This window comes from Streptococcus pseudopneumoniae, assembly GCF_001076775.1.
In the GTDB taxonomy this organism is placed as follows: domain Bacteria; phylum Bacillota; class Bacilli; order Lactobacillales; family Streptococcaceae; genus Streptococcus; species Streptococcus pseudopneumoniae_G.
On sequence record NZ_JVGV01000030.1, the window covers coordinates 36,446 to 52,750 of the forward strand.

General features: G+C 37.0%; 14 protein-coding genes. 11 read left to right on the forward strand and 3 right to left on the reverse strand.

The features are described from left to right. Positions 1–7 precede the first annotated feature (7 nt). Genes ADJ60_RS09100 through ADJ60_RS09120 form a run of 5 tightly spaced genes read left to right on the forward strand, consistent with a single transcriptional unit; the run spans position 8 to position 6,667 of the window. Positions 8–250, forward strand: coding sequence for a hypothetical protein (locus ADJ60_RS09100; protein WP_000627865.1), 243 nt, complete (start codon positions 8–10; stop codon positions 248–250). A gap of 16 nt (positions 251–266) precedes the next feature. Then, positions 267–1,121 carry a conjugal transfer protein TrbL gene (locus tag ADJ60_RS09105; protein ID WP_001054256.1) on the forward strand — a complete coding sequence of 285 codons (855 nt, stop codon included), beginning with the start codon at positions 267–269 and terminating at the stop codon, positions 1,119–1,121. Between the two features lie 53 nt (positions 1,122–1,174). Next, a complete protein-coding gene (locus ADJ60_RS09110) occupies positions 1,175–1,534 on the forward strand; it encodes a PrgI family protein (RefSeq protein ID WP_001097591.1) in 360 nt (119 codons plus the stop codon). Next, positions 1,485–3,842 carry a VirB4-like conjugal transfer ATPase, CD1110 family gene (locus ADJ60_RS09115; RefSeq protein WP_193390789.1) on the forward strand — a complete coding sequence of 786 codons (2,358 nt, stop codon included), beginning with the start codon at positions 1,485–1,487 and terminating at the stop codon, positions 3,840–3,842. The genes ADJ60_RS09110 and ADJ60_RS09115 overlap by 50 nt, the downstream gene beginning before the upstream one ends. Positions 3,843–3,853: 11 nt before the next feature. After that, on the forward strand, positions 3,854–6,667 hold the full coding sequence (locus tag ADJ60_RS09120) for a phage tail tip lysozyme (RefSeq protein WP_049544664.1): 2,814 nt from the start codon (positions 3,854–3,856) through the stop codon (positions 6,665–6,667). A 34-nt stretch (positions 6,668–6,701) separates the two neighbouring features. On the opposite strand, the gene ADJ60_RS09125 is transcribed toward ADJ60_RS09120, so the two are convergent. Further along, entirely contained in the window at positions 6,702–7,310 is a 609-nt protein-coding gene (locus ADJ60_RS09125) for a hypothetical protein (RefSeq protein WP_000155338.1), read from the reverse strand. 1 nt (position 7,311) lies between these two features. Next, positions 7,312–7,476: a hypothetical protein gene (locus ADJ60_RS11655; protein WP_000201399.1), complete on the reverse strand. Its 165-nt coding sequence runs from the start codon at positions 7,474–7,476 to the stop codon at positions 7,312–7,314. A 152-nt stretch (positions 7,477–7,628) separates the two neighbouring features. Here ADJ60_RS11655 and ADJ60_RS11870 point away from each other — a divergent pair, with 152 nt between their 5' ends. The 5 genes from ADJ60_RS11870 (at position 7,629) to ADJ60_RS09145 (ending at position 15,293) form a co-directional block, all read left to right on the forward strand. Further along, positions 7,629–7,757, forward strand: a complete 129-nt coding sequence (locus ADJ60_RS11870) for a hypothetical protein (protein ID WP_275043738.1) — start codon at positions 7,629–7,631, stop codon at positions 7,755–7,757. A 178-nt stretch (positions 7,758–7,935) separates the two neighbouring features. Continuing rightward, positions 7,936–8,346 carry a thrombospondin type 3 repeat-containing protein gene (locus ADJ60_RS09130; protein WP_049544665.1) on the forward strand — a complete coding sequence of 137 codons (411 nt, stop codon included), beginning with the start codon at positions 7,936–7,938 and terminating at the stop codon, positions 8,344–8,346. Between the two features lie 47 nt (positions 8,347–8,393). Further along, on the forward strand, positions 8,394–14,624 hold the full coding sequence (locus tag ADJ60_RS09135; RefSeq protein ID WP_193390790.1) for a DEAD/DEAH box helicase family protein: 6,231 nt from the start codon (positions 8,394–8,396) through the stop codon (positions 14,622–14,624). Between the two features lie 74 nt (positions 14,625–14,698). Then, positions 14,699–14,983 (forward strand): DUF5962 family protein, encoded by a 285-nt coding sequence (locus ADJ60_RS09140; RefSeq protein ID WP_000969635.1) that lies wholly within the window; start codon positions 14,699–14,701, stop codon positions 14,981–14,983. Between the two features lie 13 nt (positions 14,984–14,996). Further along, the gene (locus ADJ60_RS09145; RefSeq protein WP_049544667.1) at positions 14,997–15,293 is read left to right on the forward strand and encodes a DUF5966 family protein; all 297 of its coding nucleotides are present in this window, start codon (positions 14,997–14,999) and stop codon (positions 15,291–15,293) included. Positions 15,294–15,306: 13 nt separating this feature from the next. On the opposite strand, the gene ADJ60_RS09150 is transcribed toward ADJ60_RS09145, so the two are convergent. Continuing rightward, positions 15,307–15,504, reverse strand: a complete 198-nt coding sequence (locus ADJ60_RS09150; RefSeq protein WP_001841477.1) for a hypothetical protein — start codon at positions 15,502–15,504, stop codon at positions 15,307–15,309. A gap of 159 nt (positions 15,505–15,663) precedes the next feature. Between ADJ60_RS09150 and ADJ60_RS09155 the strand changes: the two genes are divergently transcribed. Then, positions 15,664–16,305 (forward strand): hypothetical protein, encoded by a 642-nt coding sequence (locus ADJ60_RS09155; RefSeq protein WP_049544676.1) that lies wholly within the window; start codon positions 15,664–15,666, stop codon positions 16,303–16,305.

Consider the following 16,305-nt stretch of genomic DNA (forward strand, 5'->3'; position numbering starts at 1 on the left):
GAAATAGATGATTACGCATTTTAAAGGTTTTGTTTATGGAGTAGACGCAAGTGCTATGTTCGCACAAGCTATGTCTTTATTGCAGAAGGGATTGATTGCGGTTGGTGCCTTTCTCGTTGTTGTGGGGATTGTCAATCTTGCAACCAACATTAAAGATGGTGGACCAGGTGTTCGGAATGCCATTCTTGAAATTGTCGGTGGTGTTATGGTAGGGGCTGCTGGAGCCTTTGTAACCCAGATTTCAATTTAGGAGGATAAACAATGACATGAACCTTAGTTTAGTCTCACCCTTTGTTTACCTTGCATCTGAAAAAATATCAGCTGAAAATTTATTTGAAGGATTTAATGTGGATTTACAATCTACGGTAGATCTGATTAAATCTCTATCTAGCTACAATCCAACAGTTTGGACTTATATGTCTAGTATTACTAAAAGTGTCATGCAGCCTCTTGGAGTTGCGATTTTATCAGTTGTTCTCATCCTAGAATTTTCGAAGATGGCAAAGAAAATTGCTAACTCTGGTGGAGCGATGACGTTTGAAGCATTAGCACCGATGTTGATTAGTTATATCATGGTCGCAGTCGTGATTACCAACACTACCGTGATTGTAGAAGCCATCATCGGGATTGCGAGTCACGCCATTGAACAAGTGGCCTCGATTGTGGCTCATGGTGGGGCAAAGTATGATACCATCTCTGGATTAAAAGGTTCAGGATTTATTGGCCGGATGATTGTGGGCTTTTTCGCCCTCCTCATTTGGCTTGTTCGGATAGTAAGTGCGGCCATGGTCAATCTTTTGGTATCTATTCGATTTATTCAACTCTACCTTATGATTCCATTTGCCCCTCTTACGATTCCAACATTTTTAAGTGATGAGTGGAAGTCTATTGGTATTGGCTATTTAAAAAATATTATGGTTTATGCGGTACAAGGGGTTCTCATTTTTCTGATTGTTTCTCTTGTTCCTTTGTTTGAATCTGCTGGGAAAATAGCTGTTTCAAATGGTGCGGGAGTCTTGCAATCACTTGCGATTATGTTTGGTAGTTTGATACAAGCTATCTTACTGATTATTGCCCTCGTTGGTTCTCAACGTACGGCTCGCTCAATTTTAGGTATGTAATTAGATAAAGGCTAGGAAGTGATTGCTTCTTAGCCTTTTTAGAAAGGAAAGTCATGAATACACGTGTCTTTAAAGACATCTCAAAATACCAACACAGGGCTTGGTTAGGTTTCACCACAAGACAAATCATCTTTGTTTTACCAGCCTTTATTGTCACAATTATTGTTTTGGGCTTGAATCTCTTTTTCTGGCAATTTGGAGATTGGTTTGTTTACGGTTTTGTGTTTGCCTTTACCATCCCCCTCATGCTTTTTGGAGTCTATAAACCCAATGATTTATATTTTGAACATTATTTGAAATACCGTCTTCATTTTGAACTAACGGTTCCCCTACGCACAATTACAGGAAAGAAAGGATCTGAACATGAAAAGAAAATCAAATACATTAAAGAAACAAAAAACTTCAATGACTAATAAAAAGGAAAAAGTTAAAGATAAAAAAGAGGAAGTGTTACCCTCAACGGCTAATACTCTTTCCTATCAAGCCCTGTATCAAAATGGTCTGATGCAGGTAAAAGAAGATTATTTCTCACAAAGCTATTTACTTGGTGATGTCAATTACCAGACCGTTGGTTTAGAGGATAAGGGCGCAATCATTGAGAAGTATTCTGATTTGATTAACTCCCTAGATGACCAAACCAACTTCCAATTGACTATCTTTAATAAAAGATTGAATTTAGAAAAGTTTAGACAAAGTGTTTTGTATGAGGAAAAAGAAGATGGATATGATAGCTATCGTCAAGAATTGAATCGGATGATGAATCAAAATTTAGACAGTGGGGAAAATAACTTTTCAGCTGTGAAACTGATTAGCTTTGGAAGAAAGGATTCTAATCCCAAACAAGCCTATCGTTCCTTGTCTCAAATAGGAGAATATTTCAAGAGTGGTTTCTCAGAAATTGATGCACGATTTGAATCCTTGGCTGGAGAAGACCGTGTCAACTTGTTGGCGGATATGCTTAGAGGAGAACACCATCTTCCTTTTTCTTACCGTGATTTAACGAGATCTGGTCAGACAACTCGTCACTTCATAGCACCTAATCTCTTGGATTTTAAAAACAAGAATTACCTACAAATCAATGACCGCTTATTACAGATTGTCTATGTCAGAGACTACGGTATGGAATTAGGGGATCAGTTTATCAGAGACCTCATGCAAGGAGATTTGGAATTGATAGTGAGCCTTCATGCTCAAAGTTCGACCAAGGCAGATGCCATGAAGAAACTACGAACAAAGAAGACCTTGATGGAATCCCAAAAGATTGGGGAACAACAAAAACTAGCTCGTACAGGTATCTATTTGGAAAAAGTAGGCCATGTTTTAGAAAGCAATATCGATGAAGCTGAAGAACTCTTAAAAACCATGACCGAGACAGGAGATAAACTATTTCAAACGGTCTTCTTGATTGGGGTCTTTGGTCAGGATGAAGAAGAACTTAAACAAGCCCTAGACACTATTCAACAAGTGGCCGGCTCAAATGACCTAATGATTGATAAACTTCCATATATGCAAGAAGCAGCCTTTAATAGTTTGCTGCCATTTGGTTGTGATTTTTTAGAGGGGGTATCACGGAGTTTATTAACGTCCAATGTAGCAGTGAACTCACCTTGGACTTCAGTAGACTTACAAGACCGTAGTGGGAAATATTACGGTATCAATCAAATTTCAAGCAATATTATTACCATTGATCGTAGCCTATTAAATACACCGTCTGGTCTGATTTTAGGAACATCTGGAGCTGGGAAAGGGATGGCAACCAAGCATGAAATTATCACGACCAAAATCAAGGAATCTGGTGAAAATACTGAAATTATCATCGTGGATCCAGAAGCAGAATACAGTGTCATTGGACGAGCTTTTGGTGGAGAAATGATTGATATTGCGCCCGATTCCCAAACCTATCTCAATGTCCTTGACTTGTCTGATGAAAATATGGATGAGGATCCTGTTAAGGTAAAATCAGAATTTCTTTTATCCTTTATCGGCAAGCTACTCGATAGGAAAATGGATGGAAGAGAAAAATCGATTATCGACCGAGTTACCAGACTCACCTATCAGTCATTTAAAGAGCCTTCTTTGGAAGAATGGGTCTTTGTCTTGAGCCAACAACCAGAAGAAGAAGCGCAGAATTTGGCACTTGATATGGAACTGTATGTCGAAGGTTCTCTTGACATTTTTTCTCATAAGACTAATATTCAGACTGGATCTAATTTCTTGATTTATAACGTTAAGAAGTTAGGGGATGAGCTGAAACAAATCGCTCTTATGGTGGTTTTTGATCAGATATGGAATCGTGTCGTTCGGAATCAAAAATTAGGGAAGAAGACCTGGATTTATTTTGATGAAATGCAGCTTCTCTTATTAGATAAATATGCCAGTGATTTCTTCTTTAAATTGTGGAGTCGTGTCAGAAAATATGGAGCTAGTCCGACTGGGATAACCCAAAATGTCGAAACCTTATTGTTAGATCCAAACGGTAGACGGATTATTGCAAATAGTGAATTTATGATTCTCCTCAAGCAAGCAAAAAATGACCGAGAAGAACTGGTTCAACTCTTAGGCTTGTCAAAAGAACTCGAAAAATACCTTGTCAATCCAGAAAAAGGGGCAGGACTGATAAAAGCTGGTTCAGTTGTCGTACCCTTTAAAAATAAAATTCCTCAAGGTACTCAATTGTTTGATATCATGAGTACGGATCCTGATAAAATGGCTTCTAACTAAGGGGAAGGTAAATGAAGGATAAAAGAGAAATCATACGTGCCCGAAAGGTATTTAGAAGAAGTCTAAAAGATGAGAAGAAATTCTTGAAAAAAGGAAAGAAGGAGGTGAGGAAACAGAAAAAAGATTCCTCTGTACTGGATGATAAAGCATGGAAAAAAGAGACAAAGCAAAAGCTAGAGGAGATGAGAGAAGCTTCAAAGGAGAGAGTAAAACAAGCAAATGAAGACTACAATCATATTCTTCAAAATAGTCCTCCATCTCTTTTGAATCGTAAAGAATTAAGAGACAGACGATTGCCTCATGCTAGGAAACGATTGAAAATAGCCAAGAAGCAATTTAGAGAAGCAAAGGTAGAAGCAAAAGAAGAAAGAAAAGAGAGTCGTAAAGAAAGAAAAACCAATCAAAAATTTCTTTATGGTCAGGAATCGAAACAAAAATCTAATTTTTTCTTTCAAGGGAAGAGTTTAGAAGAATTAAGAGCTAAGAAAGAAGTCAAGGCCGCCAAAGAGAATCTAAAATCTACTAAACAAGCCTATAAGTCCAAAAAAGTCAGTAGGAAAGCCAAAACTTTTCTTTATGTCCTTGGACGTGAAGGTGGAGAGTTAGCTTCAGAAAATGAAGATTTAGAAGGCTATCGCACACTTCAAGAGACCATTAGAAAAGGGAAACGCTACAGTCGGCTTTCTTATAATCTTGGAAAAGCTAGTGTCAAAACAGGACAAGCAACAGGTCGTTTTACCAAGAAAAGGCTGACCAACACAAAAGAGCGATACCATCATTTTAAGGATGGAAAAGGATGGAAACTAGCGAAAGAGAATCCAAGTTCCTTTAAAAATCGGTTTCGAAAATTAAAGAAACAAGGTTTTACAAGTGTTCAAAACATCTATCAAAAACTAAAAGCAGCCTTTTCCTTCTTTACATTTGCGGCTGGAAATCCTGCAACCTGGATAGTTGGAGGAATAGTCTTTCTTCTCTTACTTATGATGAGCTTCTTTTTAGGATTTTCATCTGCTAGTTTGATTCAACAAGATGAATTTGAATTAACAAAAGCTTATACCCACCTAACTTGGGAAGACGCAGAACATACTCGTACAAATGACAAAGGAATTACCTATTACACAAAAGTTGATGATGTGATGGGGTATATGAACTTTAAATTCCATGACTATGAGTTACACAAACCAGTTCACTTATTCAGTTCAGAAACTTACAAGGATTATCTGTCTACTTTGTGGCATGATTTAAATGATGGGGAAGATTTGAAATCCATGCAAGACCTCTATGAAACTCCTAAGTATAAACTATCGAAAGACGATCAAGAGGAAATAAAGGAACTAAAAGAAGAGGGTGTGTATGCTTCCATGCAGGAATTGGACAATCCATTTGAGGGGAAAAGCAATGAAGATAGTCTAACCATGACTTATCGCTATGGATACTATGATTTAGACGGAAAACCTACTCTTCAGGAGTACATTCTACTAGAAGCAAAGGCTCACCAAACGATTGTCGCACCAATGGATGGGGTCGTATCTCTAGATGGTGACAATGTAATTCTCACTAATGGAAAAGGAGAGAATGAGAGTCGATTGACCTTGTATTCCATTCATAATGGCCGTGCGATTGAGGGAACAAGGGTCTTAACTGGTGATGTTATTGGTGAAACACCAGACGATACAGGCTTGAAAGTTTCCTATCAAAAGTATAAGAACAAGAAAGACAAATTGGTGTATGTCAATCCGCAATTTTATTTTCCAAAAGTCATTCAACTTCAGACTACTATCTTACCTGCCATTGGTCAGTTTGGTGGGGATGAGTTTGAACGAGCGAAACATATTTATGAGTTTTTGAAATCTCAAGGGGCAAGTCCCCAAGCCATTGCGGCTATTTTAGGAAATTGGTCGGTAGAATCTTCTATCAATCCAAAACGAGCTGAAGGGGATTATTTATCTCCTCCAGTTGGCGCTACCGATTCCTCATGGGATGATGAAAGCTGGTTAGCGATAGGAGGGCCAGCCATTTATAGTGGTGCTTATCCTAATATCCTTCATAGAGGGTTGGGGTTAGGTCAATGGACGGATACAGCAGATGGGTCAACACGTCATACAGCCTTGTTAAATTATGCACGCACCCAAAATAAGAAATGGTATGATTTAGACCTCCAACTTGATTTTATGCTTCATGGGGATAGTCCTTACTATCAAAGTTGGTTAAAGGATTTCTTTAAAAATACGGGCAGTGCAGCCAATTTGGCCCAACTCTTCCTTATCTATTGGGAGGGAAATTCTGGTGACAAACTACTGGAAAGACAAACCAGAGCAACGGAATGGTATTATCAAATTGAAAAAGGCTTTAGTCAAACAAATGGAGGACAGGCAAAAAGTGACCCACAATCCCTTGAAGGGGTTCGTGGGGACTTGTATGATCATTCTGTTCCTGGTGGTGGAGATGGTATGGCCTATGCCTATGGACAATGTACATGGGGTGTTGCGGCTCGTATGAACCAGTTAGGATTAAAGCTAAAAGGTAGAAACGGAGAGAAGATTTCAATCATTAATACCATGGGAAATGGTCAGGACTGGGTTGCGACAGCTTCAAGTCTTGGTGGGGAAACTGGCTCTACACCAAGAGCAGGTGCCATTGTTTCTTTTGTGGGAGGTACACATGGCACACCAGCCATCTACGGTCATGTGGCTTTTGTCGAGAAAGTATATGATGATGGTTCTTTCCTTGTGTCTGAGACAAACTATGGGGGTAATCCTAACTATACCTTTAGAAAAATCTCTCAAGCAGATAGTGCCATCAGTTTTGCCTATACTACGAAATAAAAGAATCATGTCATCAGTTTAGGTGACATGATTCTTATTTTTTATAGAGCGACATATTTAATGCCATAGGCTGATAACTTACTTGATGATCATCTTTAATCAATTGACTGTAAGCAACAAATCCGAACTGTTCATAAAATTGAATGACTTTAGGATGATTGATACTATCTAAAAATACCATCTGAGTTCCTACAATTGCTCGAAATTCTTCAATTTTTTGAATTACAATTTCAAATAACTCTTGTCCTGATAGTTTATTTAGCTTTGTGTTTTTGCCGAATTGACCGATAAGTAACACAGGGAGATAATCAATATTTTTGGGACTTTTCCCTTTTAGGACGAGTTTCTTTTTTAAGGATTTCTCTAAATCAGAAATATCAACAACTTTGAGAGATAAACTAAAGAATCCTATGATGTTATTTGTTTCAGTTTCTTCAACGATAAAATTACGAGAACGATGTTGTTTTTCAAAATTGGGAGCTTTATCAGATAGATAAGTCAACATCTCTTCATTACCGTTGAAATCAACATTTTCTAAAATGATAGTTTTAAATAGATCCTGAACTTGTTTCTCAGTTTTATCAGGAGCTAGCACTTGAATATTTTCAAGATATTGCTTAAGTGGTGTTACTTGAATTGTCATCTTACAGATACTTTGAAATGAGTTTATTTTTCGTTGGAGCGGTAGCGTCCTGTGATTCAATAGATTTCAAGACGGCTTGTAGCTTTTTAGATGGTTTATGATTAAGAATTTTTAGAGCATCTTCGTTTGTTAGTTTTATATCACGTGTTAAACTGATTGTAGCCATTTGTTCTACCTCCTGTTTCTACTTAAATTCATTATAGCTTATTTTGAACAAAAGTTCAATCTGAAGATAGTGTATGTTTTTTATAGTGTATAAATCCAAAATAAGTTTTTCTCTTGCGTTTGTAGCTCATATTCGTTAGAATAATGGAGTAGATGAGTAGTTGGCTCATGGTCAATCTGATAGTAATCTTGGACATAAGGGCCAAGCGGTGGCGGACACCAGAACAAAATCCGATAGCAATCTTGGACGTAAGGGCCAAGCGGTGGCAGACACCAGAATAAACCGACTGACTAGGTGGCTTACAGGTGCAGTAAGTCACCTTTTTTAAATGCAATCCATTTTAATATTTTAAGGAGAACGAAGTTTTGACTCGTTCTCTTTTTTTGTTGTGATACTTCTTTCAAGGAATATTTGGTAGGATTGGAGTGAAAACAGATTAACTAGGAAAGAAGGAAGTATATGGAAGCCATTTATCAACGTGATTCGGATCAAGATGGACTAACTGATGCTCAAGAATTAGCGCTAGGAACCAATCCTCTTTGCGCAGATTCTGATGGTGATGGTCGTTCAGATTTAGTGGAAGTAGAAGAAGGAACCAATCCCTTAGAAAAGGATTTACAAGACATAGACCAAACAAGTATAACTGAACCGTCTTCAGTATTTATGGAAATGAAACAAAAGATTTCAGATATGATGGAGAGTCACTACAAGGAATTTATACAGGCTCTGATTAGTATTGAAACAGGGATTGAAAACCAACAAGACCTAGAAGACTTATATACTTACTACATGAGAACAGATTCTGTTTCTCTTTTGTCTAGTGATTTAGAAACCAGTCCTCAAGAGGTTGAAATGGAGATAGAGTTGTAGGGGAATCATGTGATTCTCCTATTTTCGTATAGATGAAAGGAGCGAGTATGGAAGTAATGCAATTATTGGCTATGTTTCGTGGAACAATTCCAAAAGATAGGGAGAAAATGGACCTATTTCTTCGTTATCAAGCGCAACATTTTGATGAGAAATGGCAGGATTTGGTAGAGAGTTTTTTGACTGAAGAGGGCAAGATAGAAGAGATACCTCATGTCTATTCGTTTCATCAAGACATTGTTTCTTTTCTAGAGGCCAGTTCTGAAAATAATGACCAAGATCTAGAAAGTTACACAAGAAATTTTGGACAAGCAGGTCTAAGTAAATTATCTCAATTAAGTAATTTTGAGAAAAACTTGGTGCTAGAAGTCGCAACCTATAATCTTTTCACTCGATTTTACATCCAATCTGAAAAAGAAAAACTAAAACAACTAAGTGAGCTTGTATTTCATCAGAATCAGGATGTCAATTTAGTCAATGTCTATCGGGTTGCGAATAATCTATCTGACCGCATTAGTAGAGATATAGAGGAGTTTCTTCTAATGGTTGATTCCAAAGAACTAAAAAAAGAGGTTCTTGAGATTCATTTTGAAGAAAAAGAAGAAGATGTTCTAGCCTATTTGGGTTCAGAATTGATGGCTACTTTAGATACCGTTACGGATCTTGTCCATCATGAAGAAAACTACACACAACTCCCACTGACACAAAAACTGAAGATTATTACTCATTTTGATGAAGTAAAGGCTATAAGAGAAAAGTCTAAGCAAGTAACGGAAGCGGTCTTACCTTTAGATAATATTGACCAGGTAGAAGAAAATGTGGAAGTTCATTCCCTATCTAAAGTAGATAAAATTGTAGAAGAAGCTTTGAGGGAATATCCAATCGGTTCACAAGTAAGTTATAAAGGACAAGTATTTCAGTTGGTTTCGATTGAAAATGCACAGTTAAATGACTTAGTTCGCCTAGAGCTATTCAATGATTCCAACCAGTTATTTGAAGAAAATCCTATCTTATACTTGAACAGTTTGAAAGAGATTGAACAAGTATTGTCTCTCGTAGAACTTGAAAAAGAAGATTCAGAGATTGAGATTGATTCATCAAGTGAAAATCAGGAAATAGATTTGTTTTCCTACCTGGAAGAAGAAAATGAAAAGGATAAGGAAAAGGATAAGGAAACAGAAACGCTTATTGTAGGCATAGAAGAGACGGATGTCCCTGTTCAAGATTTTGTTTTTCCAAATGATTTAGAGGACTTTTATCCTAAGACAAATCGAGAAAAGATTGAAACGAATATCGCCGCTATTGAACTTGTTAAAAGATTAGAAAAAGAGGGACGACAAGCGAATCCAGAAGAACAAGAATTACTAGCCAAGTATGTTGGATGGGGTGGTCTTGCCAATGAATTTTTTGATGAACTCAATCCAAAGTATGAAACAGAACGTTTAACTCTCAAGAGCTTAGTAAGCAAATCAGAATACTCGACCATGAAACAAAGTTCTCTCACAGCCTATTATACAGACCCAATGATTATTCGCCAGATTTGGCAAAAATTACTGGATGATGGTTTTGAGGGAGGAAGGATATTAGATCCTTCTATGGGGACTGGGAACTTCTTTGCGGCAATGCCTAGAAGTATACGAGAGAAATCAGAACTCTATGGAGTTGAATTAGACAGTGTGACTGGTGCAATCGCAAAACAACTCCACCCCAATACCCATATTGAAGTGCGAGGATTTGAAGAAGTTCCCTATCAAAATAATAGTTTTGATTTAATCTTAACGAATGTTCCATTTGGAAATTTTCGCATTGCCGATAAAAACTATGATAAACCTTATATGATTCATGATTACTTTGTCAAACACTCACTTGATTTAGTAAGAGACGGAGGACAAGTATCGATTATCTCATCTATTGGGACAATGGATAAGCGAACAGATAATGTCTTACAAGAGATTAAAACCAACACTCATTTTTTAGGGGGTGTTCGTTTGCCGGATACGGCTTTTAAAAAGATTGCAGGTACTCGAGTGACCACAGATCTCCTCTTCTTTCAAAAGGATCAAGCAAAGAATCTTAATGAGGAGGAACTTGTCTTTAGTGGCTCTATTTCCTTTGAGGAGGATAAACGTGTCTGGATTAATCCTTATTTTGATGGGAAATACAATACACAAGTTTTGGGTGAATATGAGGTACGTAATTTTAATGGAGGAACCCTCAATGTTAAGGGGGTATCAGAAACATTAGCTACTGAAATAATGAAAGCATTCGAGAATGTGGAAGCACCTAAACAAATTGACAATTCTTTGAAAGCACCTGTTTTTATCCAAGAAGAAGTGGATAATTCTATCCCAAGTCGTATACGTGAGGACTTAGCGCTCTATTCTTTTGGATATGAGGGAAATCAAATTTATTACCGAGATACGCATGGCATTCGGAGAAGTTCAAAAGTAGACGAAATTAGTTATTATGTAGACGAAAAGGGAGATTTTAAAGCCTGGGACAGTTCTTTGTCTGAACATAAAATAGATCGATTCGTGAAACTTCATTTGACAGATGAGGAAGCACTAGATGTATACAAGTCAGAAGAAGCGAGTAAAAGAGGGAAATATAAGGGACTGTTCAAAAAAACTGTCTTTTATGAAAGTCCCTTATCGGATAAGGATATTAGTCGTATTAAGGGCATGGTTGATTTGAGAGAGACCTATCAATCCTTAATTGAAATTCAACGTCATCAAGATTATAGTCGGACAGATTTTCAGGTATTACTTAGTAAACTCAATCGTGACTATGACCGCTTTGTAAGTCAATTTGGATACTTGAATGCCTCAGTCAATCGAAACTTATTTGATAGTGACGATAAGTATTCTTTACTAGCAAGTTTAGAAGATGAATACATTGATTCTAAAAGTCAGAAAGTAAAATATAAAAAATCTTTAGCCTTTGAGAAAGCATTGGTTAGGCCGGAGAGAGAGATTACAAGAGTTTCAACGGCTTTAGATGCCTTAAACTCCAGTTTATCGGATGGTAGAGGGGTTGATTTAGATTATATGGTATCAATTTATCCCGAACATAGCCAAGCTGCTATTTTAGATGAGTTAGGAGACCAGATTTTAATAGATCCAGAAAGTTATTTAAGAGGAGAAAGAAAATATCTTTCTAAGAACCAATTTTTATCAGGAGATATTCTCAACAAGATAGAAGTAGTTCAACTACTAGTAGAGGAAAACAACCAAGAATATGATTGGAACCATGCTTTAGATTTGTTAGAATCTGTTCGCCCTCCAAGGATTCATCTGGCAGATATTGAGTTTAAAATAGGGTCACGTTGGATTCCTCAATCCGTTTATGGTAAATTTGCCTTTGAATGTTTTACCAATCGTGAATTTGAATTGTCTTCGCCTGATGTTGAACAGGTCATTGAAGCGAATCCTGTCGATGGGCAGGTTCATTTAAAGACATCATTTGCTTATCGCTATCCAAGTGCCAAAGATAGTAGTCTTGGAGTCAGTGGCTCACGTTATGATACAGGAAGAAAGATTTTTGAGAATTTACTTAATTCGAACCAACCGACTATTACTATGACTGTTACGGAAGGAGAAAAGAAAAAGACCATCACAGATTTGGAAAAAACCTCTGTTCTAAGAGCAAAAGAGCAGCATTTACAAGAGCTCTTTCAAGAATTTGTCTCACGGTATCCAGAAGTCCAACAAATCATTGAGGAAAGCTATAATCGTCTTTATAATCGAACGGTTAGTCGAGAGTATGACGGTAGCCATCTAGTCATTGATGGCTTGGCAAAAAACATCAGTCTTCGTCCTCACCAAGAGAATGCCATTCAAAGAATCGTAGAAGAAAAAAGAGCCTTATTAGCTCATGAGGTAGGTTCAGGAAAGACCTTGACCATGCTTGGTGCTGGGTTTAAATTAAAGGAGTTGGGGATGGTTCATAAGCCCTTGTATGTGGTGCCCTCTAGTTTGTCTGCTCAATTTGGCCAAGAAATCATGAAATTTTTCCCTACTAAAAAGGTCTTTGTGACCACTAAGAAAGATTTTGTGAAGGCGAGAAGAAAACAATTTGTGTCACGTATTATTACAGGAGATTACGATGCCATTGTCATTGGGGATTCTCAATTTGAAAAAATCCCTGTCAGTAAGGAAAGACAGATGAATTATATCGAGGATAAACTCAATGAATTACGAGAGATTAAAACACATTCTGAAAATAAGTATACTGTTAAAGAAGCAGAGCAATCAATAAGTGGTCTAGAGAAACAATTGGAAGAACTCCAACGCTTTAATCGTGATAGTTTTATTGATTTTGAGAACTTAGGAATTGATTTTCTCTTTGTGGATGAAGCACATCACTTTAAAAATATTCGTCCAATTACGGGACTTGGGAATGTAGCAGGGATTACCAATACAACCTCTAAGAAGAACGTGGATATGGAAATGAAGGTTCGACAGATTCAGGAAGAGCATGATTTTAAAAACATTGTCTTTGCGACAGGAACACCTGTTTCCAATTCTATTAGTGAGTTATATACTATGATGAACTATATTCAACCAGATATCTTAAAACGCTATCAAGTTGATTATTTTGACTCTTGGGTAGGTGCTTTTGGAGAAATTCAAAACTCTATGGAATTAGCTCCTACAGGGGATAAGTATCAGCCTAAGAAACGATTTAAAAAGTTTGTCAATCTACCTGAGTTGATGAAAATCTATAAAGAAACAGCCGACATTCAAACACAAGATATGTTGGATTTACCTGTTCCAGAAGCTCATATTATCCCTATTGAGAGTGAGTTAACTGAAAACCAGAAACTCTATTTAGAAGAATTAGTTATGAGGTCAGATATGGTCAAATGTGGAACAGTTGATCCGAGCCAGGATAACATGTTAAAGATAACAGGTGAGGCACGGAAACTAGCTATTGATATGCGTTTATTGGACTCTAGCTATAGTCTAGCAGACAATCATAAACTGCTTCAGGTAGTGGATAATGTTGAAAGAATTTATCGTGAGGGAATGGAAAATAAGGCTACTCAGATGATTTTTTCAGATATTGGCACCCCTAAGAAAAAGGATAATGGCTTTGATGTCTATTCTGAGATTAAGGCTTTATTAGTTGATAGAGGAATCCCTAGTAAGGAAATTGCCTTTGTACATGATGCCAATAGTGATGAAAAGAAGAATAGTTTGTCTCGAAAGGTTAATGCAGGAGAAGTGCGGATTCTCCTTGCATCAACTGAAAAAGGAGGAACAGGTTTAAATGTTCAGAGCAAGATGAAAGCAGTTCATCACCTGGATGTTCCGTGGAGACCAAGTGACATCCAGCAACGCAATGGACGGATTATCCGACAGGGAAATGAAAACAAGGAAGTAGATATTTACCACTATATTACCAAAGGTTCGTTTGATAATTATCTATGGGCAACTCAGGAGAACAAACTCCGCTATATTAAGCAGATTATGACTTCTAAGGAGCCGATTCGTGCTGCAGAAGACATTGATGAACAGACTATGACAGCTTCAGATTTTAAGGCACTGGCAACTGGTAATCCTTATCTCAAATATAAGATGGAATTAGAGAATGATCTAACCCTATTAGAAAATCAAAGACGCGCCTTTCAACGCAGCAAGGATCACTATCGTCATACAATCTCTTACTGTGAAGAAAATATGCCCATTCTTGAGAAACGATTAAGCAAGTATGAAGGCGACATTCAACAGTCTGAAATATCGAAAGACCAGGCATTTTCTATGACAGTAGGCAAGCAAGTTTTTGAGCAAAGAGCTGAAGCAGGTGAATCCCTACACCGTCTTGTCCGTCATAATCAAGCTGACAGCAAAGAATTCCGAACCCTAGCAAGCTATCGAGGATTTGACATTAAAATGCTTAGTCTTCCAATAAATCAACCTCTTCCTGAAACCTTCTCTGTTAAGATTGTAGGAGAAAATCAGTATTCTGTCAGTTTGGATTTGTATTCTCCTTTGGGGACAATTCAAAGGCTTCAGCATACGATTGATCACATTAAAGATGACCAAGTGAAAACTCAGAACTTATTGGATGAATTAAAGGATAAATTGACTACTGCTAAGGTAGAAATTGGGAAAAATTTTCCAAAAGAAGAGGACTATCAAACAAAAAAGGCCGAATACGATGTACTCGCGCCATTGATTGAAACAGAAACGGATTTAGATATTATTGATCAAGCCTTAAGACAATTCCACGAAAAAGGAAAAGAAAGGCAAGAACAACTTTCTTTTGAATTAGATTAAAAAATAGATATAAATAGCGGACAAGAAAAGAAAAGCGCGGTAGAATAAAGATAGAAAGAAACGAGGTAACGATTATGATGGAAGATACCTATTATCAATTAGAAGAGGCCTTGGTACAGGGATTTCAAACACCTGAAGAATATCAAGCTTACAAGGAACTAAAGGAACATTATGAGGAAGTGACAGGCGATTACAGCTTTTCTATACGAGAACTCACTAGCCAATTGGAAATCGCTCTTCAGAATCATAGAGGTGTGGACTTTGAAGAACATGAAAAAGAGGAGTATTTGGACTTAGTTCAAAAGCTAGAGGAATTTGATTCCTCTCTTGCCACTCATTATCGTCAGTTGATTGACTAGAAAGGAGAAAGTCATGAATGATTTACTCCTTGTCCCAGTAATTTTTTTAGCAGTAGGAGGAATTCTCATTCTTTTATGGAGACTCTTTCTTATTGCCAGTGGACTTTTCCTTATTGGTTTTGTCAGTTTTCTTATTTTCGTGGAGGGTTATGGAATTTATTTGTTCTTTACTGAACCTACTTTATACTTTGATGATATCAGACAACATGGTTTAACTAGTTTTACGGCTGTGTACCTTTTCATCAATCTGATGTTGGTTCTAGGATTCAGTTGGCGTTTCATAAACTCCAAAACTAAGGAAAGTATGTAAACTTGTTAGATGGTTAAAAAACTTTATCTGAATCTAAATTCGGATAAGGTTTTTTATTTGCCTTGATTCTTTCATATACATCATAGCTAAATTGGAGTAATAATTTATGAAAATCATTATCCTCACTATTATTACTTGTATTTATTGCTTGTTTATGTCGTTCAATATGAGAAAGAGCTCTTCTCAAATTTTCTTCTTTTAATTTGTTCATGTTTATATTATAAGCTGAAGACAGCTGGTTTTGATATTTTTCTCTGAACTGTACGATTTTGCGCCTGAAATGTAGGAATTACCTTTCGTTGTGATGTGATAAAACTTACAAGTTCTTTTTGTTATTCTTGACCTAGTTTTTATAGAAAGAAGGTCTAAGATGTTAAATAAAGTCAAAACTAAAGCCTTAATTAGTGTTGGAGCAGTGGCTGCAACTAGCTTTATTCTCATGATGGGATATACTGCTGGTCAACACTCAACTGCTAAACAAAGTCGCAAAGAAATCGAATTGGCTGCAGCTAAACTTGTAGAGGACAAACAAGCAGAAGATAAAGCTACCATTTTGTCATCGGATACTGTAAAAGAATTTTTGACTCAGTACTATACGAAAGAAAAGCTCGGAGAAAATAACACACGTATTCAACCTTATATGACTGAATCGGCTTATTCTCAAGAATTGTCAAGTCAAAACGATGCCATGAACCAAGTGTATAAGGATTATATTTTGGATTATCATTTTGAAAAAGCTGATATCTTTGTCAATCAGACTACGAATCAAGCCATTGCCATGGTCTCTTATAATGTAACCTATGTATCTGATTTAAAGAATGCCAACCAATCAAAGACCAATCAGACAGAAACCAGAACGGTTAAGTTGTCTTATTCGAAACTACCAGGTAAGTTATTGGTCAATCAAGTGCAGGTTTGGAAATCTGGGTTAGATGATTTGGATAAGGCGACTCCCAAAACTTTGGAAGAATCCTCATCTGTTCCATCACTGCCAAATACTACAACAAAATGA